A 19,077-nucleotide genomic window follows, 5' to 3' on the forward strand; every position below is an offset into this window, starting at 1 on the left:
CCTCCTGTGTTAGCGGTCAGTCAAAGCGGAATGACAGCACAGTGATGTCATCCCGCTGCGGCAGGTCACCCTGGTACGATTCCAGTGCCTGTATAAACGCCTCACCCTGCTGGCCCAGCGGCAAACTGGCATGCGCCTGCAGCATGGCGGTGAAGCGCTTGTTGCCAAAGCCATAATGCTTGTCGCCACCGGCCTGATCGAGGAAGCCGTCGGTGGTCATGTAGAAGGTCCAGCCTGCCAGTGGCAAATCGGTATTGCTGTACTCGCCCACCCGCTTGTCACCCAGCGCCCGACGGGCGCCACGAATTTCCTGCACGTCCTCGCCATTGCTGGCATACAGCGAGATCTTCGCCCCGGCAAAACGTACCCGGTCTGCCGCCCGGTCGATGTAGACCAGACCGACATCGGCATTAGTGGCGATGGCGTCGGTAAAGTCCGCACCGGCCAGCATCGAGCGGATGGCTGCATCGGTGCGGGTCAGCACTCCTGCCGGGTCCGCCAGACCAACTTCATTGATGGCATAGTCGACCGCAGCGCGCATCAGCATGGTCATCAGCGCCCCAGGGACACCGTGGCCAGCACAGTCGATGACGCCCAGCAAACAGTTATCACCATCGGCATAGAACACATAGAAATCACCGCCGACCACATCCCGTGGCCGCCACAGCACGGTATGCCGGTCACCCAGCGACTGCACCAGCTGACGGTCCGGCAGGATAGCCCGCTGAATCAGGCTGGCATAATCGATGGACGCGCCGATCTTGCGGTTGATCTCGGCCATCTCGCGGTTGGCCTGCTCCAGCGCAGCCGTGCGCTCCTGCACCTTGGACTCCAGCTCAGCCGTATGGCTGCGGACCTTGTCAGCCATCACCCCGAAGGTACGGCTGAGGTCGCCAATCTCATCCTTGCTGTCGAGCGGCAGGTTGACCTCATAGGAACCATTGGCAATGGCCTTTGCCGACATCTGCAGACGACGCAGGGGGGACAGCACCAGACGCTCCACCGCAAAACCGAACACCACCAGCAACAACGCCAGTAACAGAACCATCGCCACTACCGCCGGCACCAGCCAGGAGGTGTCGATAATACGGGCCTGACTGATGTCGACCGCGGTCACGATGTACCACTGCAACAATGGCGAATAGGTCATCGCCAGCAGTTGCTTGTGCTTGCCCATCGCCACCCAGTCCAGCTGCACCTCGCCTTCATGCTGACGTGCTCTGGTCATGATGGCCCGTGCCGTTTGCCGCGAGGCGTCATCTGCCAGCAGCGCAAACAGGGTCTTGCCCTCACTGTCTTTGGCCGACACCGAATCCAGCGCAATCAGGCTGGCGTCAGGGTGCGCCTGAATAGCACCCTGCTCGTTGATAATCATCGGCACCACGCCGCTTTCCTGCTGCTGGACAAAGTCCTTGAGGAACTGGCTAAGCTCAAAACCCGTCCCCGCCAGACCCAGCCGCTGGCCGTTGTCTTTCACCACCACGTTGAACCAGACCTTGGTGGTATTCAGCTTGGCATCGTAGTTGACGTTGATGTTGAACTGGTCGGTATTGGCCATGGAGTTAAAGAACCAGCTGTCATCGGGGGCGGTGGCTGACAGGGTATAACGGGGCTGATCACTGTAGGACGATTGATCGTCATCAAAATAATAGTGATGACTGAGGCTGGAGATCAGAAAGTAGGAGCGGTCGATAAAGGCATGGCGGTAGCCTTCGGCCTCTTGCATAAAGCGGGCTTTCTTGCTGGCATCCTGCTCATCTTCCAGCCACTCGCGGGTGACGATGGATTCGGCAAAACGCTGCGACAGCGCCAGCTCACGGGTAACCGGGGTCAGAATGCGCTGAGCATTGAGTTCGGTGAAATTGCGCGCATAAGCCTGACCGAAATAGGCCTGCGCCTGCTGTAACAGCTGCCAGCCAATCACGACCGCCAGCACCAGCGCCAACAGACAGGATGCACCGAGGGCAAGCAATGACTTCCCCCTCAATCCCCACAAGGCCATTCAGACATCTCTCTTAAACAGACCTCATCCATTAAAGGGGGGCAGCCCTACTGTTTCAAGGGGCTTTCCGCGGCTAAATGGTTAACTTTCGTATACATTGACGACTTCTTGACCTGACACAGAAATACCTAATCCGCTGCACGCTCCACCTGCTGCCCAGGCCTGCCCGTCAGAATCCGCCGCCCTGCCACATCGGCTCGCACAGTCAGGGCATGACTTGTTGAATGGAGCACCTCATGGTAAAAACGACACCGTTATATAGACAAGGTAATAACGATGTCCGACTCCTCCCTGCAGGTGCAGGCCCGGCTGCAACTGCATGATGGCCAGCAAGGCATAGTCGAAGCCCAGCGCCTGCAGCTGTTGCACGCCATTGACCAGTGCGGCTCGATCAATGCGGCCGCCAAGGCCGTCGGCATCAGCTACAAGACCGCCTGGGACTGGGTCGAAACCATCAACAACCTGTCACCGCAACCGCTGGTGCTGCGCAGTACCGGCGGCAAACAGGGTGGCGGCACCCGCCTGACCGAACACGGCAGACAGATGCTGCACAGCCTTGAGCGCCTGCAGCGGGCCTACGACCAGCTACTGGCGGATACCAGCGGCCTGCTCGGCAACCCTGAACAACTCCGCCACAGCCTGAGGATGATGACCATGCGCACCAGTGCCCGTAACCAGCTGCTGGGCACCGTCGTGTCAATTCAGCACGGCGCCGTCAACTCTGATCTGCTGCTCGATATCGGTGGCGCAGATCGCCTCTATGTGCAGATCACCCGCGCCAGTGCCGAAACCATGGCTCTGGCAGCAGGCAGTGAAGTCGTCGCACTGATCAAGGCCAGTTGGGTAACGCTGGTGGCCGGGGATGACAACATTCGCAGCAGTGCACAAAACTGCCTGCGCGGCGAGGTCAGCCAGCTGCTGCCCGGCGCTGTCAATGCCGAAGTCAGCCTGCACCTCGACGGTGGCCGCAGCCTGACCGCCATCGTCCCGCTGCCCGCCGTGACCCAGCTGGAACTGGCACCGGGCAGCAGAGTACAGGCCTGGATCAACCCATCCCATATTCTGCTGGCCATCGGCCTGTAATGTTCCCTGCATCAATGTTCCCTGCCTCTTTTCAAGGAAGCTCTCTGCCATGAACTGCCCCGCCTCCGCCCTGCTGCTGACCCTGACCACCTTTGCCGCCGCAGCCCATGCCGATCAGGCCAATATCGCTGTGGCTGCCAACTTCACTGGCGTCATGCAGACACTGGAACAGAAGTTTGAGGCCCGCGGCCAGCACCAGCTGGAAGTGAGCTACGGCTCCACCGGCAAGCTCTACACCCAGATCAGCAATGGTGCGCCGTTCGACGTCTTCCTTGCGGCTGATAATGAGCGCCCGGCCAAAGCCGAGCAGGACGGGCTGGCAGTCAAGGGCAGCCAGTTCACCTATGCCCAGGGGCAGCTGGCCTTGTGGAGCCTGCAACCTTTCAGCGGTGATGATCTGGCCACCGCGCTGCAGGCCGACTATGCCCATCTGGCCATCGGCAACCCCAAAACCGCTCCCTATGGACTGGCCGCCCAGCAGACCCTGCAACACCTGCACCTGTGGGACAGCCTGCAGCCACGACTGGTGCAGGGTGACAACATCAGCCAGACCTATCAGTTTATCGCCACCGGCAATGCCGAAATGGGCTTCGTGGCGCTGTCACAGGTCAAGGATGGCAAGCAGGCCGGGCACTTTATTGCCATTCCCGGCAGTGACTATCAGCCGATTCTGCAGGACGCAGTGCTGCTCAGCCACGGCGCCAGCAATCAGGCGGCCAAAGACTTTATCGACTACCTGAAGAGTGATGAGGCCAAAGCCATCATCCGCGAGGCCGGTTACGAGCTGAACTGAACCCTGTGCGGAATCCCTGACCCATGCTGGCATCCCTGAACTGGCAACCGATCTGGCTGACGCTGGAACTGGCCGCCCTCACCACCCTGCTGCTGTTGCTGATCGGCACGCCGCTGGCATGGTGGCTGTCGCGCACCCGCTGGCGCATCAAAGCGGTGATCGAGGCACTGGTGGCACTGCCACTGGTGCTGCCACCCACAGTGCTGGGATTCTATCTGTTGCTGCTGCTCGGCCCGCACGGCCCGGTCGGTCAGCTGACACAGGCCCTCGGGCTGGGGCTGCTGCCGTTCAGTTTCGCCGGACTGGTGGTCGCCTCCACCCTCTACTCCATGCCTTTTGTCGTACAGCCCATTCAGAACGCCTTTACCGCCATGGGGCCGCGGCCCATGGAAGTGGCCTACAGCCTGCGCGCCTCGCCGCTGGACGCCTTCTTTACCGTCGCCCTGCCACTGGCACGACCGGGACTGATCACGGCGGCGGTGCTGGGCTTTGCCCACACGCTGGGCGAGTTCGGCGTGGTGCTGATGATTGGCGGCAATATTCCCGGCCAGACCAAGGTGGTGTCGGTCGCCATTTACGACTACGTGGAAAGTCTGGATTACGCCTCGGCGCACCTGATTTCGGCGCTGATGCTGCTGTTTTCCTTTGTGGTGCTGTGGCTGCTGTACCGGCTTAACCGTCAGCTCAACCCCGACAACGAACGGCATCCGTCATGATCAGCGGCCACTATCAGCATCGTCTGGGCGAGTTCCAGCTGGATGCCTGTTTTGAACTGCCTGCGACCGGGATTACCGCCCTGTTCGGCCCGTCCGGTTGCGGCAAGACGACCCTGCTGCGTTGCATCGCCGGGCTGCAGCAGGCAGATTACGGCCAGTTCAGTCTGGGCGGCCAGTGCTGGCAGGATCAGAACCAGTGTATGCCGAGCTGGCAGCGGCCGATTGGCTACGTGTTTCAGGAAGCGGGGTTATTCCCCCATCTCAGCGTGGCGGGCAATCTGCGCTATGGCTATCGGCGTATTGCTGTTGAAGAGCGGCGCATAACGCTGGAGGAGGCGGTCGAAGCGACGGGCATCGGCCACCTGTTAGCACGCCGGCCAGCCCATCTGTCTGGCGGTGAACGGCAGCGCGTCGCACTGGCGCGGGCCCTGCTGACCAGCCCGCGAATGCTGCTCTGCGATGAGCCGCTGGCGGCACTGGACCATCAGGCCAAGGAGCAACTGATGGGCTATCTGCAGCAGGTGGTCGATGAGTTCCGGCTGCCCTGCCTGTACGTCACCCATGCCCCCCATGAAGTCGCCAGACTGGCCAGCCACCTGCTCCTGCTACAACAAGGCAGGGTGCTCGCCAGTGGCGTTCCCGCTCAGTTGCTGACCCGTCTCGACCTGCCGCTGAGCCAGCGTCACGATGCCGAATCCCTGCTGCAGGGGGTCGTCGCCGAGCAGCAAGCCGGATTTGGCCTGAGCCGGGTGCGCTGTGATGATATCGACCTGTTCCTGCCACAGTTGCAGCATCGCAACGGCAGCCCGGTGCGGGTGCAGATTCTCGCCCGTGATGTCAGCCTGACGCTGGAACGCCCGCGCGACAGCAGCATACTCAACATCCTGCCCTGTCAGATCGATGCCCTGCACAACAACGGCCAGACTTACGCGCTGGTACGTCTCAATCTGGGCAGCCAGCAGCTGCTGGCACGCATTACCCAGCTGTCCGCCTGGCAACTGGCGCTGCAACCGGGCCAGCAGGTGTTCGCCCAGATCAAAGGGGTGGCGCTGGTGTAGCGTCCAGATGCAGATATTCAGTTGCAACCTGCTCTACCAGCCAGACCTTATTGGCAGAGCAATAGAACGGGATACCCGCGGCATCCATGGCTGCGCTATTCACCTGCAACACCACCGGTTTGCCATAGCGCCCTCCGACTGCTTTCGCAACGATGACCGACTCCGTCAGATGAACATGATGGCGCTGCTGCTTGTGTAACCCCGTAGCCAGAATGGACGGAAGAAATCGTTCAGCAGTGCCGTGATAGAGAACCGCTGGAGGCGTGAGCACAGGCAGGGCAAGGTCTACCTCGATCGAATGCCCCTGATTCGCCCGAATCCGCATACCATCAGCACTGAGGCCAAAGCGCTGTTTGTCATTGGTCTCCACCACCAGCCTGACGATTTCTGCCGTGAGTGGATACTCTTTTGTTTTAGCTATCAGCTCGTCGATTACGGCCCAACCCTGCTCGTCCAGCCGCAGTCCGATGGCATCAGGCTGGTGCCGCAGCACATAGCTGAAGTATTTCGATATTGCCGTTATCTGTTTATCCATTACTGGTCATCCTTCCATAGTAACTTGAAATTCCATGATGGCTGTCGCTGCTGTCGCCTCTCTTACTCAGCTCATCCCACCTCACACCACATATGCACCTTGCTGACAAAGCCGTTGCCATTTGATACGGCGAAGGGCTCCACGCCGAAAGCCTTGAAGCCGCAGCGCTGATAGAGCTTTTCTGCCGCATGATTGCCCTCGGTGACCGTCAGCTGCACCAGCAGTACCCCCGGGTGCTGGCGTGCCGCCGCCAGAATGGCCTCGACCAGCAGCTTGCCCGCTCCCTGCTTACGTCGGTGCGGGTCCACATACATGCCGAACAGGTGCGCCTTGTGCGCCACCTTCTGGCGCGGATTGAAACTCACCCCCGCCACGCCCAGCAGCTCACTGCCATCCACCGCACCCCAGACCTGATCCTGCGCATCAGCACGGTCATCCAGCCGTAACTGCCACCAGGACAACGGCAGGCGACTGCGTTCGGCGACGGTCGATGTGAAGGCATCAGGGTGAGCACCATAGGCGTGCAGCATCAGGCTGCGGTATACCTCGGCCCACTGCGGGCCTAAGCGTTGAATCTGCATGATGAGTGCTCCTCTTTAGCGGGTCGTGACATGCTGGTCAGCCCAGTTCAACAGCAGGATCAGTGCCAGCAGCGGCAGGTTCTTGCTGACCGGGCCAAAGGGATCGAGCCAGTAGACCGGGGCCAGCAGGCTGAGCAACAGGGTATAAACGCAGATCAATACCAGTTGCAGGTAATAACACCAGCGGCGCTGCCAGCCAGACATCAGCCACAGGCCCATCAGTACATCGACCCCGCTGCCCAGCCAGATCAGGTGCAGCGATTGCTGGTCATTCAGTCCGGCCTGCTGCAACACGGCCATTCCCAGCTGCGGTGCCAGCCAGGTGGAAGTGACGCCGGTAAACAGCCAAAGCAGAATCAGGCTCGCACGGCCCAGACTTAACAAGAGTGACAGTGACATTTCCTATTCTCGTCAGACATCAGGCCAGCGGCAGAGGTTTGAACACCATCAGCCAGAACAGCACCAGCAGTGCGGCAAACGCCGGAATGCCCAACGCCATCCACCAGCGCATCAGCCGGTGAAAGCCGTCCGGCAGTACCTCAGCGTCGCTGGACAGCTGACGTAGCCGGTACTGAATGGCGACCACCGGCAGCCAGCACAGCCCGATAAAGACAAACAGCGCCGCCACTCCATAAAACCAGGGTGAGGTGTAACGAATCCCCATGACCTCCATCAGCGCCAGCCCGGTCAGCAGTTGGGTCATCACCGCAGGCGTAGTAAACAGCCAGTCGGCCAGCACCACCAGACGCGCCGTCACACGGATGGCATGTATATCGCGTGAACGGTAGGCCATCAGCATAAAGAAGGCGATCCCGGTGCCTGTCCCAGCAATCACCGTTGCCGACAGGATATGGATCAGTTTAAGCAACAGATAGCTATTGACCATTGCGGTGTCCTTCATGATTGTCCTGATGCCACTGGCTGCTGGCGACGATACCCCAACGCCGGAACCAGGGCTCAAACTCCGCCAGTGTGAACAGATCGAGGCAAGGCCGCGCTCCGGTTTGTGGCAGCTGTGCGGCCACCAGCTTGCGGGCGACCAGAATCGCCGACAGCGTGGGAATATAAGGCCCGACTCCGTGCTCTGCGGTCAAACGCCAGCAATACCGCAACGCCTGTCCCTGCCGGTCCTGACCGCTGACCTCCACACGCATGCCCCCGGCATCACTCCCCCAGCGGGCAAACCAGCCGCTGGCCGCCATGATCGGCCGGGTGAAGCGTGCCCAGTCGCGCACGATGCCACAGCGGCTGAGCCAGGCCATGGCCACCATCCCCAGATGCAGCCAGGGCAGCTCCAGCCCGGCCTGAAAGCGCACCTGCTGCTGCACCTGATAACGCGCGGGAAACAGCTGCACATCAGCAACATCGACATTGGCCAGCCAGCGTTTGCCGAGGGGGTGACCGAAATCCAGCCGACGCGGCTCCATCCAGCCATAGGCCTGCCCGTACTGCCCCTGACGAAACGCCGGGAAGCCATGGCCGGTATAGGACAGAATGCCGCGCACCGTCGCCTCACCGCGTTCGGCCCGGTTACCCGGGGCAATGGCAATATCAATAAGGTCGATAACAGCGAAGCGCTGCCAGCACTGATCCACCACGGCTGCCGACAATCCCGGGACCGAGCTGGCGCCACTGACCAGCAGCACACCGGCGTCTCTGGCGGCCTGATCAAGCGCCTGAATGCCACATACAAAGCGGCTGTCATCCGCCAGATCGATATAGTGACAGCCCTGCGCCACACAGGCCGCCGCCACCCGGTAACTTTGCTGCTGAAACGGCCCACTGGTGTGAATCACCACATCCGGTGCCCAGCGTTGCAGCTGATCGCTGAAGTCCGCGGCCAGAATATCCATGGCCACGGCCTGCAAGGCGGCGCTGGCCGTACCTTGCAGCTGGGCGACCTGTTGCTGCGCCCGCATCAGGTTACGCCCCGCCAGCAGTAGCGTGACTCGGGGCAGATCCTGCAGCTGCTCTGCGATACGTTTACCAAAGTTACCGTAACTGCCAAGAATCAGAATTCGCATTAAGGTCATCCTTGTTCAGACGTCATCACGATCTCGTGAGCGAGAGCCCGTCAAGGCGAACAGAACTGCGAAAATACCGTTCAGTTGGCCTGCAGAAGATCTTTGCACAGCAGATCGTGAGCACGTTTTCAGAGCATACTGGCAGCTATCTGCTTACGCCGCTCAATCACCGATACCATGTCATCCAGCGAGCGGCGCAATGCCTCAGCCCAGTCCGGCTGAGCACAGATAACGGCGGAGTCGGCCTGAGTGCCGAGCAGTGGCAGGGTGACGCAGGCACTGTCGATGATCTGCCCGGACATGGTGGTCAGCACTTCGCGCAGCGCCGCCTGCGCATGGCTGGCACGGGGAGAGGTGTTGAACAGGGCGATGGGTTTATCGACAAAACCGTAGCCGCCGACCAGCCAGTCGAGAGCATTTTTCAGCACACCGCTGATACCATGGGCATATTCCGGGCTGGCGATCAGCAGACCGTCGGCCGCCGCCATCTGCGCCTCCAGTGCCGCAACCTGAGGGTGCAGACCTTCTTCATCAGGATTGAACAGGGGCAGCTGCCCAAGACCGACGAGTTCGACCCGAACACTGGCCGGAGCCAGCTCAGCCAGGGCGGTGAGAACGGCGGTATTGTACGACGGGCGGCGCAGGCTGCCGGACAGGGCGAGTAAGCGAATAGCAGACATCCATGGGATCCTTCCTCAGCGTGAGCCTGGTCTGCGGCTCACCGTGCCGCCCAGTCTACCAGCCTGTGCCAGTGAGTGCTGAACGGTGTCAGCGGCTTTCGTTGTGCTCTGCCGTGACCGCCTGACGGGGTTCGGCCGTATTCTGTGCGGCGGGTGCCGCACGCTCGGCATCAATGGCGGCTGGCGCCTGCAGGCGCTGCTGCAACAGTTGCTCCTGCAGGCGCGAGCGCAGCGTGGTGGCCTGCATCGCCGGTGTGCTGCTGCCGTCCGGCGTGGCTGCCTTGCCGGTCGGTGCCGACGGTTGTCGCTCAAGCTGCTCCAGACAGGCGGTGGCCAGCTGCCACTGCTGACCTTGCAGCAGTTTGTCGATCGCCGCCAGCTGACTGGCGGTATCCAGCGGAGTCAGCAGTGCTTCCAGCACCCGCCTCTGATCAGTGCGGCTGGCCTGGGCGAAAACCGTATCGGGAATACTCAGCAGATAGCGACTACGGCTGGGCAATGCCGGGATGCGGGCGCAGCTGGCGGCCAGGGTGCGTAAACCTCGCTGTTGCTGTTCGGTATCAGGGCTGCCCATATCAGCCTGACAGAGGAAAGCCTGCTGTTCGATCACTTTAGCCCGTCCAGCGCGAGATACACCGGGCATGCCCGACTGCAGCAAGCTGGCTAACAGATGGTCGACTGCCTGCCGGGCAGGCCCGGGCTGCTGCCAGTCTTCCGGCCGGCTGTGGTGCAACATGGCCTCGCCCATGAAGTTGACGGCAGAAACAATCTTGTTGAGAAAGAACGGCCGGGGCCGGTCCTGTTGCTGCTGTTGGCGCAAGGCACCGGGCTCGTCCTGCAGCCGGGCCCGATCTTCCACCGGCGGCCGTTCCAGTCGCGCGCACAGCTGCAGCTTCTGCAGCAACGGCATGGCCATAGCGGGTTGACGCCCGGCGGCTGCCGGTCGCCCGCTGGCCAGACTGACAGCCATATCGGTCAGTTGCTGCACCAGCTGATGGGTATGCAGATAGCTCCAGCTGGTGCAGGCTTTCTGTAACAATAACCCCGGCATAAAAAATCGCTCCGCCAGCTCGGCATGGCTTTCCTGGCCAAGGGAGAAACGGTAACGATCCGCCTCACCGGCTTCATCGTCACCGGGAATGACACCCATGCTGGTGTGACTGAAGGCAAAACTGGAGCGCTGCGGTAACAGTTCCGGGCTGAAATAATCCTTACAGGGCAATCTGATTTCCGCTGTGGCGGCCGTGCCCAACTGCAGGGTCAGTGCAGGCCGGTCACTGGACACCACCACAAACGGCAGGCTGGCATCGTGCTGGAGCAGGCCGTTCTGCCCACGTCTGGGGCGCAGCAGGGTCTGCGCCACAAAACGGGCGTTGCCGGTGGCGCGCTCCAGCAACTCGAACTCGCTGTCACGACAGTGCAGCATATTGACCAGCAGCTGGCTGTCATTGCTGGCCATGCGCTGCATACCCTGCTCCACTTGCCGCAGATAACCGCGGGTCTGGTGCCCCAGTACATCATCACGGCTGATCAGGCCAATGGCACCGGCCATGGCCTTGCCACTGCAGAGGTTGGCGTATTTCTGAAAGCTTTTGCATACCAGCATCCGCAGGCTGCCGCTGCTCAGGGCATCTGCCATCTGCCCCACCAGCTTGTCCATGTCACCACGCCGTTCCAGTGTGCTGTCCAGAATCAGAATCAGCGGCGCGGTCTCACCGGCCTCCGCATTCGCTGCCAGCCGACCGCGCACGGCGTCAATCACGCTGTCCACACCCCAGTGCTTTTCGCCCGCCGCGGGAGGCATGGAGTGATTGAGGGTCGCCAGCACGGCGTTACCGTCACTGGATTCAAGATCCATGTCGGTGTGCAGTGATTCCACCTCGAAATACACCGGCGTGATGCCCGCCTGCTCGGAGACGGCCTCCTCGACCGCGTTGATACCGGTCATTTTTTCTGCCAGCCGGAGACTGGTTGCGATGGCCTGCATACCGGAGCTGAGCAGATGCACTTCGGCCACTACGCCAGCGGGCAACCCGGCGGCGCCAAGCATAGGCCGGGCCGCCTGCTTGAAGTCATCCAGGGTGTAGGGTTGCAGGGCACTGAGGCAGACCTGCAACTCTTCCTGTAGCAGTTCATAACCATTGCCAAACAGCTGGCTGTCATGGCTGAGGCTGGGCAGACTGTCGGCAGCGCGCTGCAGATGCTGTAACCCGTTGGCCAGTACCGGATTGTGACGATGGGCGACGGCTAACTGACGCTCATCGACCACCGTACACAACGCCTCAATCTGTGCCGCGGCCGCCTTACCCAGCGCCGCCAGACTGTGGCCAGCAGGGAGTTGCTGTAACCGCTGGCATACGCCGCTGTCGCGCAGCTGGCTGAGCAGCTGCTGATTATCAAGGTGAGGGTTGGCCACCACGCTACGTGCAGGTCCGCTGGCCGCAGCCACCACAGCATAGGCTGAGGGCACAGCACCGTAGGTGCCGAGCAGCTGCTCAGCCACCGCCACATCGCGGGGGCGCAGACGCAGGGCAAACAGGCCGGGATGAACAGGCAGCAGATGCTGTTTGAGATAGGCCACAGGCGCCTGCTTGAGATTTGACTCACCGATGCCCTGCAACACCGCCAGGGCCGTATGCGGGCCGTTGACATAGACCGCAGTGGGAGCCGGTTGCCCATAGCGGGCGTGAAAGGCCTGCTGACACTGGGCTTTCAACTCTTCCGGCAGGTGACTGCGCAGATACTGGGCATTGCCTCCATGATCCAGCGTCAGCTGTGGCAGGCTGCCCGCTGGTGCAGGCTCCCTGCTGGCAAAGCTCAGGCCATACTGAGCGGCAATCTGCTCCGCGCCCGGCAGCTGGCCGAGGTTCAGGCGGCGACGCTTGGCCACGCTCGCCCCTTCGCTCCATTCCAGACTGAGCGCCTGATCATAGTGACCATGACGCTCCACTTCCTGCTCCAGCGCCCGCTTCAGACGCCCGACCCGGCCATCCAGATGCAGCCGCGATGAGACGTTGTCATCCTGCGCCTGTGGCGCGGAGAGGCGCACGGTTTCAGCAGGTGCAGAAGGCAGTGAGGTCTGCCGCTGTAACAACGGAGGCAGAGTCATGGTTGCCGCTCCGCGGTCTGGCCATTGAGGATCAGTTGCCCCGGCGTCAATCTGGCTCGCTGGTTTTGCAGCTGCCCATAAAGGTGCTGCTCCCAGTGTTCTGTACCGTGCGCGGGACGCAGAGACTCCGCCGGTGGCGGCAGCTGCCGGTCCAGCAGGACTTCAAAGCGACGGATACAGGCTTCCGCCTTGGTAAGATCGCCCTGTTCCAGCATCTGGCTGATCAGACTCAGCCGACGGCGGGCATCCAGCGGCTCAAACAGGGCGACCAGCGTGCGGTCACGCTGCGTGTCACTGGCTGCGCTGAAGACCTGTTCGGGGATGGCCAGCAGATAATCCGGCTGGCGCGGCAACCCCGGCAAGCGCGCACAGCCGTCGGTCAGCGTCCGCAGCCCACGTTGCTGTTGTAGCGTATCGTCGCTGTGCATATCGGCACGGCAGAGAAACGCCTGCAGCTCCATCACCAGCTGCCGCCCGGAATGGGAGACGCCCGGCATACCGGAATGCATGACCCCTTCCAGCATGGCATCAAGCTGTTGCCGGTCCGGCCCGGCGCACCAGCTGTCAGGTCGGGTGTAGCGCATGATCTGCTCGCCCAGATGACTGATCACCGAAACGATCCGGTTCAGTGTCATGGGTTGCTCACGCTCGCCCTGCTGGTGCTGGCGCAGTTGTTCCGGCGTGCGCTGCAGCCGCTGCTGATCACTGACCGGCGCCTGCTCCAGTCGGCCGCTGATATATAACTTCTGATACAGGTTCGGCGTGATATGGGCGGGCACCTGCACACTGCGTATACCTTCATCGCCCAGCTGCTGCACCAGCCGCCAGGCTTTGCCGCAATCCCAGCCCGCTCCTGGCGGTTGCTGCAACAGCAGGCCGGGCATAAACAGCCGCTCCGTCAGCTCGGCCTTGCTTTCCTGCCCCAGCGCCAGCCGCTGCATGGCACCGCCATCACTGGTCGGTATCTGGGTACGGTTACTGTGGATAAAGGCAAAGCTGTCACGAACCGGCAGCAGGTATTCACTGAACTGGCTGTCGCGGAACAGGTTCAGGGTGCGGCTGCCTTCGGCCAGATTGAGGGTCAGTGGCGGCGATGATCCCTGAATGCCGACCGTAACAAAGGGCAGCTGCGGATCATGGCGATACTCCTGCTCCTTGCCGGGCGGAGGCGGCAGCAAATGCCGGGCCACATAGGCGGCGCTGTCGCAGGCGCGCTCCAGCAAGGCAAACTCCTGCTCACGACAGCCGAGCAGGTGCACCAGCAGCTGGCCATCGCTCTGGCCCATCCAGTCCAGCTCCTGCTCCACCCTTTGCAGATGGTTGCGGGCTCGTACATGGGCGGCGTCTTCCCGACCGATCAGGCCAATGGCCCCGGCCATCACCTTGGCGCTGCCCAGTCCGGCGTATTTCTGATAACTCTTGCACACCACGATACGCAGCTGGCCTGCCTGCAACGGCGTCGCAAAGTGATCCACCAGCCGCTGCATGTCGTCGCGGTGTTCCAGCGTGGCATCAAGCAACAGCACCAGCGCCGGGTCAGCGGCACCGGCCTGCTGCAGGCGCTGCGCCGTGGCCTCGATAACTGCGTCCACACCCCAGCGCTCGGTGCCAGCCGCACCCGGCATGGAGTGGTTAAGGGTGGCATACAGGGCGTGACTGTGGTCGTGCCCGATCAGCCATTCCCGATGCAGTGTCTCTACCTCGAAATACACCGGCGTCTGGCCGTGGCGGGCGGTACTGGCCATCGCCACATTGCGCTCACCGGTCAGCATGTCTGCCACTTCATGGCCCAGCGTCAGCGCCGCCATGCCTGAACTGACCAGATAGATATCCTGTTTCGGCACCGCCTCCGCCAGCTGACTGACGGACAGCATCTGCGCCGCTGCCAGACGGAAGTCATCCTGAGTGAAAGGCCGTGTGGCGCTGAGACAGACCTGCAACTCCTCCAGCAAGACCTGATAGCCATTGCCGAACAGCTGACTATCATGGCTCAGGCTGGGCAGGGTGTCGGCTATGCGGTGCAGTGCCTGCAGGCCGTTGGCCAGCACCGGGTTATGCGGCTGCAGCGCGGCCAGCTGGCGGTCATCCGCCACGTCCAGCCACTGCTCCAGCAATGCTGCCGCCGTATTGCTTAACGGCGCCAGTGCACGCTCAGCAGGCAGGCTGCGCAGCCGTTCACACACATCGGTGTCATCGCTGTAGAAGTGATTTAACAGGGTCACATTATTGATGTGCGGATCGTCAGCAATGCGGGACTGCGCGCCGGTTGCGGCGGCAACCAGTGCATGGGCAGAGGGGCGGCCACCATACAGATTGAGCAGGGGCTCACAGGCAGTGACACTCCCCCGCGCCCTGAACTGCAGGGCCAGTACCCCCGGCGCCAGCGTTTGCAATCGTTCCCTGAGATGCTGTTCCGGGGAGCCCTGAATATCCTTGGTGCCGCGAAAATGCTCCAGCAGCTGGCTGGCGACATGGCGGCTGTTGATGATCAGCGCGGGCATGGCACGGGCACCGCACTGCTGACGATACAGCCGCTGCCCCAGTTCACGAAAGTCCATGGAAGGCTGATCACGTAGGTAGTCCGAGCTGACATCATGCTCAATACGCAGGTGATGCAGGACATCCCGCCGCGGCTGCTCCCTGCGCGCGGCACTCAGCCCGTACTGGGCGGCGATATGCTCAGCGCCCCTGAGCTGGCGCAGATCTGAGCGCCGCTGCTCGGCATGGCTGCCCGCTGCTCCCCAGTCCTGACGCACACTATGGTCATAACGGCGGTGCCGTTGCAGCTCCTGCTGCAATGCACGTTGCAGATGGTGTACACGGCCATCGAGCTGACGACGATGCGCGCTCACCGCCACATCATCCTGACTGGCAGCAGGCAAAGCATGAGCGGGAGACGATTCAGCAGGCAGGGAAAGTTGGCGGGCAAGACCGGGGCCAGTGAGGGATGACGTCACGATGCAGGCTCCTCAGGGACAGGCGTCCTTGTGGGTGGCCTGCGCGCCGGGGCCGGTTCCGCCCTGCTATACGGCGGCCATGTAGCTGTCCAGCTCCTGCTGATAGCGCTGAGCTTCCTCCATCATCCACTCGATGAAGTCGTGCTGCTTGCCTGCCGACAACTCGCGTTCGGGCCACACCAGCCAGTAGGGAAAACGATAGGGCGCAACAATATCGGTAAGACGCACAATCTCGCCGCGTTCCAGAAACGGCCTGACCACACTCAGGCGTTCCAGCGCTACACCCTGCCCCATGCGCACGGCTTCCATGATGACGTTGGAATCATTGATCCACAGCCCGCCGGGGCGGTTGATCGGCGGCTCCTTCCCCCCCGCCACTTCGCACCAGGGGCTCCAGGACTCGGTCGAGCGAATCAGGCGCGCCGCCATCACTTCCTTCGGAGTGCGTGGCAACTTGCCCTGATTGTAGTGCGGAGCGGCGACCATGATGATCTTGTCTTCAAACAGCCGTTTCTTCTCCAGCCCCTCCCAGTCACCCAGCCCCATACGGATACCGATGTCCACCAGACCCTGACGCAAGTCCTGAATATCCAGACTGGCGCGAATACTGACCCGGTAGTCCGGATAGCGTTGCTGGAAGCGGGGAAAACGCGGCAACAGCCACTGGCTGCAGAACGATGGCAGGGTGGCAATGACCAGTTCCCCCTCACGCGGACGTGCCCGCACCAACTGTGTAGCGTTGCTTATCTCACGCAGCGCCTGCCGCACTTGCAGCGCATACATGCGGCCATCCTCGGTCAGACGCAGGCCGCGGCCCTCACGAATAAACAACGGCACTCCGAGCAAATCCTCAAGCAACCGCAATTGCTGGCTGATAGCGGAATGTGTAACAAACAGTTCCGTTGCAGCCAGCGTCACGCTGCCCAAACGGGCTACGGCCTCGAAACTGCGCAGGGCGGGTAATGGGGGTAAGGTGCTCATGTAAGTAAAACTAACATCCAGCGCAAATTAATGTCGATATTCTATTTTCCGGCTTACGACTATAGTAGCACCCATCAATTCATGCCCTGGCAGGCAGTTGAAAAGCACATAGCCAGGCCATTCAGCGTTAACGGTCTCTGCTTATTGGGTACGGTAAAGAGAATATCTTTGCTGTTTCGGCAGATAACGCCAGGTTTGGCCTTTGCTCGATTCCTTTTTCAACACCCTGCACAGCATGTGTAGCAAAGAGGAAAACACCATGAGCACCCTGAACCTGCAACTCAACGCCAAAGAAACTCTGGTACTGGAACTGCACGAAGCCACTGAAGTACGCCTGATCTCCGGCGAACACTGGCTGAGCCTGAACGGCAAAGACATCACCCTGGACAGCAACGCACCCCAGCACAGCCTGCCTGCCGGCAAACTGATCATTGAAGGTGAAGGCGTGCTGACGCTGAAAGCCCAGGCCACCTATAAGGAAGTTTCCGGCTGGCGTCACCTGCTGGATCAGGTATGGCACCGCACCGCTATCGCGTTCAGCTGAACCGATGCCTGAGGCGCCGAAGCGACTCAAGCCCCCGTCGGATTAGGGTTTGAGTCAGCAACCACATCAACCTGACCGCTCTGGAGGACAGGATGCAACTGATTGGCATGCTTGATTCACCCTATGTACGCCGCGTAGCCATCTCTCTGCGGGTACTCGACATTCCCTTTGAACACCGGCCCGTGTCGGTGTTCAGCACCTTTGACCAGTTCCAGCACATCAATCCGGTCGTCAAGGCACCCACACTGGTCACCGACGACGGCACCGTGCTGATGGATTCCCAGCTGATCCTCGACTATCTGGAAAACGTCGTCCACCCGGGCCACAGTCTGATGCCCACGGCAGCAGCGGCACGCACTCAGGCGTTGCGCCTGATCGGGCTGGCACTGGCGGGCTGTGAAAAGACCGTCCAGATCGTCTACGAACACAACCTGCGTCCGGCGGAGAAGCAACATGCGCCCTGGCTGGAACGGGTCGAAGGTCAGCTACGGGCGGCCTTTACTGCACTGGAGCAGGAAGTCAGCCGCCATCCCCTGCCAGCCGACGGCAGCCTGAATCAGGCGGGTATTACCCTCGCCGTGGCCTGGCAGTTCAACCAGATGCTGTTACCCGATGTGCTGGCCAGTGCAGACCACCCTGCGCTGCAGGCCTATTCGGACTATGCCGAACAGCTACCGGCCTTTGTGGCTACCCCTGCAGCCTGACCAGCCGTTATCCGCCCGAGACGCGGAAGCGACAGAGCTGCATATAAAGTCGGAGGAATACATCATGTTTCTGGCAGGACTGATACGCGCGCTGCACCGGCGCCTGACCCGTGCCGCCAATGACGAAGTGACCTATCAGCAGATGCTGCATCTGGATGATCATCTGCTGAAGGATATCGGCGTCTACCGTGACGGTGGACGCATTCGCAGTCTGAGTGGCGAAAGCAGCCTCAGCACGGTGGTCACCACCACGCCAGCCAGCAAACCCGCTGCGGCGCAGCCTGTATCAGCAGTCAAGCAGGTATCCGCCTGCTGCTGAGATGGCACTTATGCCAATGGTGAACTGGTTCTAAAAACAATGCCGCCCTCGGGCGGCATTGTGCTTTCTGTTACAGCAATACCCCGTCCCGGGCTTCGACACCCTGTGGCAGCGCCTGCTCACCCAGCAGCATACGCACATTAATCTCGATATTACGGCTCATGGCATCCAGTGCCAGATCGTTGGGCTGGGTATCGAACGGATCGGCAATCTGATCGCCCAGGGCATCCAGTCCGAAGAAGGTATAAGCCAGCACGCAGACCACGAACGGTGTCAGCCAGCCGATACTGTCCACCAGACAGAATGGCAGCAGGAAGCAGTAGATATGTACGAAGCGGTGCAGCATCAGAATGTAGGGATAAGGGATCGGCGTCGACTTGATCCGCTCGCAGCCACCGTGCACATAAGACAGACGGTTCACCTGCTGCTCCACCCCGGCCAGCAGAATACTGTCTACCCCCTGTTGCCGAAAGGCCGCCACAAACGCCTGACTCATCCGTAACAGCAGCATGTTCGGCGCATTGTCACTGTCCTGCAGCTCCTTCAGCTCCTGCGCTGGCAGCAGGGCTGCGGCTTCCTCACCAATGGCCTGGCCACGCTGACAGTCACGCATCACATAGGCAAACGCTGCGACGCGATAACTCAGTACGCGTTGCTGGGCAGCAGGCAAATCCGGCAACAGTGTCAAGGTCTGGCGGGTCAGATTACGCGCTACTACCAGCACTTCCCCCCACAGCGTGCGTGCCTCCCAGAAGCGCTGATAGGCGACGGTATTGCGGAACCCCAGAAAGATCGCCAGGGTCAGGCCCCACAGGGTAAAAGGCGTCGCGGTCAGCACCAGCTTGTAGTCATAGAGCGTGCCGTGGGTCATCACCACCAGCGAACTGAGCAGTACGGTAAACAGTACCTTGGGCCAGATAATGGCAATGATGGTGCCCTTGTAGGCGAACAACAGGGTGGCAAGGTTGGGTTTCTGATTGTGGATAATCAT

18 protein-coding genes are annotated in these 19,077 nt (G+C 61.2%); 7 read left to right on the plus strand and 11 right to left on the minus strand.

Annotated elements, in window-relative coordinates; all coding sequences use genetic code 11:
* Positions 1–16 precede the first annotated feature (16 nt).
* Positions 17–2,002, minus strand: a complete 1,986-nt coding sequence (siaA, locus tag WH50_RS09745; protein ID WP_110187125.1) for a biofilm regulation protein phosphatase SiaA — start codon at positions 2,000–2,002, stop codon at positions 17–19.
* A 276-nt stretch (positions 2,003–2,278) separates the two neighbouring features.
* On the opposite strand from siaA, the gene WH50_RS09750 reads away from it, so the two are divergent.
* Genes WH50_RS09750 through modC form a run of 4 tightly spaced genes read left to right on the plus strand, consistent with a single transcriptional unit; the run spans position 2,279 to position 5,652 of the window.
* Complete coding sequence (locus tag WH50_RS09750) at positions 2,279–3,085, plus strand: TOBE domain-containing protein (RefSeq protein ID WP_110187126.1); 807 nt, start codon at positions 2,279–2,281, stop codon at positions 3,083–3,085.
* Between the two features lie 49 nt (positions 3,086–3,134).
* Entirely contained in the window at positions 3,135–3,878 is a 744-nt protein-coding gene (gene modA, locus WH50_RS09755; RefSeq protein ID WP_110187127.1) for a molybdate ABC transporter substrate-binding protein, read from the plus strand.
* Between the two features lie 23 nt (positions 3,879–3,901).
* Positions 3,902–4,594, plus strand: a complete 693-nt coding sequence (modB, locus tag WH50_RS09760; protein WP_110187128.1) for a molybdate ABC transporter permease subunit — start codon at positions 3,902–3,904, stop codon at positions 4,592–4,594.
* Positions 4,591–5,652, plus strand: coding sequence for a molybdenum ABC transporter ATP-binding protein (gene modC / locus WH50_RS09765; RefSeq protein WP_110187129.1), 1,062 nt, complete (start codon positions 4,591–4,593; stop codon positions 5,650–5,652). The genes modB and modC overlap by 4 nt, the downstream gene beginning before the upstream one ends.
* Here modC and WH50_RS09770 read toward each other — a convergent pair.
* From WH50_RS09770 to WH50_RS09810, 9 genes are all read right to left on the minus strand, one after another.
* The gene (locus tag WH50_RS09770) at positions 5,630–6,187 is read right to left on the minus strand and encodes an RNA 2'-phosphotransferase (protein ID WP_110187130.1); all 558 of its coding nucleotides are present in this window, start codon (positions 6,185–6,187) and stop codon (positions 5,630–5,632) included. The two genes, modC and WH50_RS09770, sit on opposite strands and share 23 nt — an antisense overlap.
* A gap of 71 nt (positions 6,188–6,258) precedes the next feature.
* The gene (locus WH50_RS09775) at positions 6,259–6,768 is read right to left on the minus strand and encodes a GNAT family N-acetyltransferase (RefSeq protein WP_110187131.1); all 510 of its coding nucleotides are present in this window, start codon (positions 6,766–6,768) and stop codon (positions 6,259–6,261) included.
* Between the two features lie 15 nt (positions 6,769–6,783).
* Complete coding sequence (locus tag WH50_RS09780; protein ID WP_110187132.1) at positions 6,784–7,167, minus strand: DoxX-like family protein; 384 nt, start codon at positions 7,165–7,167, stop codon at positions 6,784–6,786.
* 19 nt (positions 7,168–7,186) lie between these two features.
* On the minus strand, positions 7,187–7,669 hold the full coding sequence (locus WH50_RS09785; protein WP_243410057.1) for a DUF2269 family protein: 483 nt from the start codon (positions 7,667–7,669) through the stop codon (positions 7,187–7,189).
* Positions 7,644–8,792 carry a saccharopine dehydrogenase family protein gene (locus WH50_RS09790; RefSeq protein ID WP_243410058.1) on the minus strand — a complete coding sequence of 383 codons (1,149 nt, stop codon included), beginning with the start codon at positions 8,790–8,792 and terminating at the stop codon, positions 7,644–7,646. The genes WH50_RS09785 and WH50_RS09790 overlap by 26 nt, the downstream gene beginning before the upstream one ends.
* Positions 8,793–8,920: 128 nt before the next feature.
* Positions 8,921–9,472, minus strand: coding sequence for an NADPH-dependent FMN reductase (locus WH50_RS09795; RefSeq protein ID WP_110187135.1), 552 nt, complete (start codon positions 9,470–9,472; stop codon positions 8,921–8,923).
* Positions 9,473–9,560: 88 nt separating this feature from the next.
* Positions 9,561–12,581 carry a hypothetical protein gene (locus tag WH50_RS09800; protein ID WP_110187136.1) on the minus strand — a complete coding sequence of 1,007 codons (3,021 nt, stop codon included), beginning with the start codon at positions 12,579–12,581 and terminating at the stop codon, positions 9,561–9,563.
* Positions 12,578–15,538: a hypothetical protein gene (locus WH50_RS09805; RefSeq protein WP_133251291.1), complete on the minus strand. Its 2,961-nt coding sequence runs from the start codon at positions 15,536–15,538 to the stop codon at positions 12,578–12,580. The genes WH50_RS09800 and WH50_RS09805 overlap by 4 nt, the downstream gene beginning before the upstream one ends.
* Positions 15,539–15,604: 66 nt before the next feature.
* A complete protein-coding gene (locus tag WH50_RS09810) occupies positions 15,605–16,519 on the minus strand; it encodes a LysR substrate-binding domain-containing protein (protein WP_110187138.1) in 915 nt (304 codons plus the stop codon).
* A 259-nt stretch (positions 16,520–16,778) separates the two neighbouring features.
* Between WH50_RS09810 and WH50_RS09815 the strand changes: the two genes are divergently transcribed.
* The 3 genes from WH50_RS09815 to WH50_RS26320 all read left to right on the plus strand — a co-directional run bounded on the left by WH50_RS09815 (position 16,779) and on the right by WH50_RS26320 (position 18,086).
* Positions 16,779–17,063 carry a hypothetical protein gene (locus WH50_RS09815; RefSeq protein ID WP_110187139.1) on the plus strand — a complete coding sequence of 95 codons (285 nt, stop codon included), beginning with the start codon at positions 16,779–16,781 and terminating at the stop codon, positions 17,061–17,063.
* A 92-nt stretch (positions 17,064–17,155) separates the two neighbouring features.
* Positions 17,156–17,767: a glutathione S-transferase gene (locus tag WH50_RS09820; RefSeq protein ID WP_110187140.1), complete on the plus strand. Its 612-nt coding sequence runs from the start codon at positions 17,156–17,158 to the stop codon at positions 17,765–17,767.
* 64 nt (positions 17,768–17,831) lie between these two features.
* Entirely contained in the window at positions 17,832–18,086 is a 255-nt protein-coding gene (locus tag WH50_RS26320) for a DUF1127 domain-containing protein (protein ID WP_165838373.1), read from the plus strand.
* A 70-nt stretch (positions 18,087–18,156) separates the two neighbouring features.
* On the opposite strand, the gene WH50_RS09830 is transcribed toward WH50_RS26320, so the two are convergent.
* On the minus strand, positions 18,157–19,077 hold the full coding sequence (locus WH50_RS09830; protein WP_110187142.1) for a bestrophin family protein: 921 nt from the start codon (positions 19,075–19,077) through the stop codon (positions 18,157–18,159).

The sequence above is a fragment of the Pokkaliibacter plantistimulans genome, assembly GCF_003194385.1.
Classification (GTDB): Bacteria; Pseudomonadota; Gammaproteobacteria; order Pseudomonadales; family Balneatricaceae; genus Pokkaliibacter; species Pokkaliibacter plantistimulans.

What these genes read in the sequence shown, in the direction of transcription:
- WH50_RS09820 (WP_110187140.1), top strand. Translation starts at nt 17,156, where the DNA reads ATGCAACTGATTGGCATGCTTGATTCACCCTATGTACGCCGCGTAGCC.
- WH50_RS09795 (WP_110187135.1), bottom strand. Translation starts at nt 9,472, where the DNA reads ATGTCTGCTATTCGCTTACTCGCCCTGTCCGGCAGCCTGCGCCGCCCG.
- siaA (WP_110187125.1), bottom strand. Translation starts at nt 2,002, where the DNA reads ATGGCCTTGTGGGGATTGAGGGGGAAGTCATTGCTTGCCCTCGGTGCA.
- modC (WP_110187129.1), top strand. Translation starts at nt 4,591, where the DNA reads ATGATCAGCGGCCACTATCAGCATCGTCTGGGCGAGTTCCAGCTGGAT.
- WH50_RS09780 (WP_110187132.1), bottom strand. Translation starts at nt 7,167, where the DNA reads ATGTCACTGTCACTCTTGTTAAGTCTGGGCCGTGCGAGCCTGATTCTG.
- WH50_RS09790 (WP_243410058.1), bottom strand. Translation starts at nt 8,792, where the DNA reads ATGCGAATTCTGATTCTTGGCAGTTACGGTAACTTTGGTAAACGTATC.
- WH50_RS09785 (WP_243410057.1), bottom strand. Translation starts at nt 7,669, where the DNA reads ATGAAGGACACCGCAATGGTCAATAGCTATCTGTTGCTTAAACTGATC.
- modA (WP_110187127.1), top strand. Translation starts at nt 3,135, where the DNA reads ATGAACTGCCCCGCCTCCGCCCTGCTGCTGACCCTGACCACCTTTGCC.
- WH50_RS26320 (WP_165838373.1), top strand. Translation starts at nt 17,832, where the DNA reads ATGTTTCTGGCAGGACTGATACGCGCGCTGCACCGGCGCCTGACCCGT.
- WH50_RS09770 (WP_110187130.1), bottom strand. Translation starts at nt 6,187, where the DNA reads ATGGATAAACAGATAACGGCAATATCGAAATACTTCAGCTATGTGCTG.
- WH50_RS09810 (WP_110187138.1), bottom strand. Translation starts at nt 16,519, where the DNA reads ATGAGCACCTTACCCCCATTACCCGCCCTGCGCAGTTTCGAGGCCGTA.
- WH50_RS09775 (WP_110187131.1), bottom strand. Translation starts at nt 6,768, where the DNA reads ATGCAGATTCAACGCTTAGGCCCGCAGTGGGCCGAGGTATACCGCAGC.
- WH50_RS09800 (WP_110187136.1), bottom strand. Translation starts at nt 12,581, where the DNA reads ATGACTCTGCCTCCGTTGTTACAGCGGCAGACCTCACTGCCTTCTGCA.
- WH50_RS09830 (WP_110187142.1), bottom strand. Translation starts at nt 19,077, where the DNA reads ATGATTATCCACAATCAGAAACCCAACCTTGCCACCCTGTTGTTCGCC.
- WH50_RS09815 (WP_110187139.1), top strand. Translation starts at nt 16,779, where the DNA reads ATGAGCACCCTGAACCTGCAACTCAACGCCAAAGAAACTCTGGTACTG.
- modB (WP_110187128.1), top strand. Translation starts at nt 3,902, where the DNA reads ATGCTGGCATCCCTGAACTGGCAACCGATCTGGCTGACGCTGGAACTG.
- WH50_RS09750 (WP_110187126.1), top strand. Translation starts at nt 2,279, where the DNA reads ATGTCCGACTCCTCCCTGCAGGTGCAGGCCCGGCTGCAACTGCATGAT.